This window comes from Mycoplasma sp. CB776 (assembly GCF_054343395.1).
In genome coordinates this window covers 1-2,108 of the sequence record NZ_JBTGVD010000040.1, presented here as the reverse complement: position 1 = coordinate 2,108, position 2,108 = coordinate 1, and the positions used below count along the sequence as shown (strand labels likewise).

Sequence of the window (2,108 nt, the reverse complement as noted above, 5' to 3'; positions counted from 1 at the left end):
GATAATATTTTTGATAGTGTACAAACTGCAATTAATAACTTACCAAATGATGCAGAGAAAAAACCTTTCATAACTGAATTAGGTACAAAAGGTACCTTAAAAGAAACAAATAATACAGTAGGTAAATTAAAAGGTATTAAACAAAGAGCAGAAACTGCACTTAGTCAATATAATCAAGAAAAAGAATTTGCACTAAGAGAATTAGCAAAACTTAAAGATGGTAATAGTCTAAAAACAACTGAAAGCAAAATAATTAATGGTGAAAATTCATCGACAGGTCAAATTAGAGAAGCTAAAGGTCGTATAACAGATGCATTAATTAGATTAAGAGATGAAGCTAAAACTTATATTAGTGATAAATTTGGTAATGAAACACCAAACTTGAAAACTGAGCTATCTAATCAATTAAATTCACCAAATATAACTGAACAAAATATTGAAGATATTAAACAAAGAGCTGATGAAGCATTTAATAAAGTTACAGAACTTAACTTAATTAAAGAAAAATTAACACAAACAGCTCATATAGAAGCAATTAATACTGCTAAAGCTAATGCTAGAACAGTGCAAGATATTCAAAATGCTATTGATGAAGCAAATAGAAAGTTAACTGAAGAAGAAAATGCAAAAAGACAAGATTATATTAATCAAGCAAATCCATTTGTAGATAAATTTACTAATGCTTCATTTACAAATTGAGATCAACAATACGGTAAAATTTGAAGAAAAGAACTTGATAATCCAAATACACCTATTGCTAGAATTAAGCAAATTAAGGATTTAGCAGAAGGTATGTATAATAAACTCAAAACAGAAGCATTACAAGCTAACCGTGAAATTCCAGATTCTGCTTCTACTAAAACTACTAACTTGAATAAAATTAATGATCCAACTTCAAGTATGTTAGATATAGAAAATGCTAAAAATCAAGCAGTCGATTTACGTGATAAAGAAAGAGAAAGATTAGAATCTCAAAAATCAAATGCTAGAGCAATGATTATTAAGCTTGAAGGTGATGCTTACAATAAAGAGAAATTAACTAAAGAACTTGATGAAGCAACAACTCAAGAACAATACGATCAAATAGAAGAAAGAGCAAGACAAATTATTGCATACAAAAAAGTTCAAGTTCAAGGAAAAGTTACAGGTAATCCAAAAATCACAAGACAAGATGAAAGAGACAGATTAGGACAAAGAATTAAAGATGCTCAAACAATTGAAAACTTGAATACTATTGAACATGAAGTAGACAACTATTCATATGTTGGTGACCCAATTAGAGATGCAAAAGAAGAAGCAATTCAAAGAATGAAACAAAAAGGAGAATCTACTGTTGCTGGAGCGCCTTCTTCTTCTTCTTCTATATATATACTAACACAAGAACAAATAGAAACATTTAGTGCAAGAGTTAGAAATGCAACTTCAGTTGATGAAGTAAATAGAATCGAAAAAGAATACATTCAAACAACATTCTTTGATACAAGAAGAATTGTTACATTAAAACAACAAATTGGTAACTATGTAACACCAAAAGTTTCAAATGATAGTAATAAATTCACAAATTGATACAATTACTTTAAAAATACATTGGAAAATGAAACATCAATCAAACAACTAGGAAGAAACTTTGTTCAATATGTAAATACTAATGCTATTGGTGGTTCAACATCAGAAAATCATCGTCAAGACTTATTAAGAGAATGACATAAATGAGCACAAGAACCAGGTGTTGAATGAGCAAAAGGATTAGTCTTAAATTCTAATTTAGATTGAAATAAAAAATATGAATTAATTGATAAATTAGTATTAATTTATTCATTATTTGATTTAACTGATTGATTACAAGTTGCACATAATGCAGATAATAATATTCCAAATTCAATTCCACAAAACAGTACTATTAGATTCTATGACGGACATAATTGAACTGAAATTAATTAATAAACAAATTAAATACAGGAAAATTCCTGTATTTTCTTTTTTAGAATATAATTTCCTGTGTTTCCCAGTTAACAAAGAAAAAATAATAAAATTTAAATTGTATATATTTATATATAAATATATCCTTAAATGAAATATAAAGTGCACCAGTGTTTTTATAACCTATT

Annotated in this window: 1 protein-coding gene; it reads left to right on the top strand. The window is 27.2% G+C overall.

Features of this window, described 5'->3' with window-relative positions:
* On the top strand, positions 1-1,941 hold a 1,941-nt coding region (locus tag ACXX86_RS04040), incomplete at its 5' end, for a hypothetical protein (protein ID WP_458561193.1).
* Between the last annotated feature and the right edge of the window lie 167 nt (positions 1,942-2,108).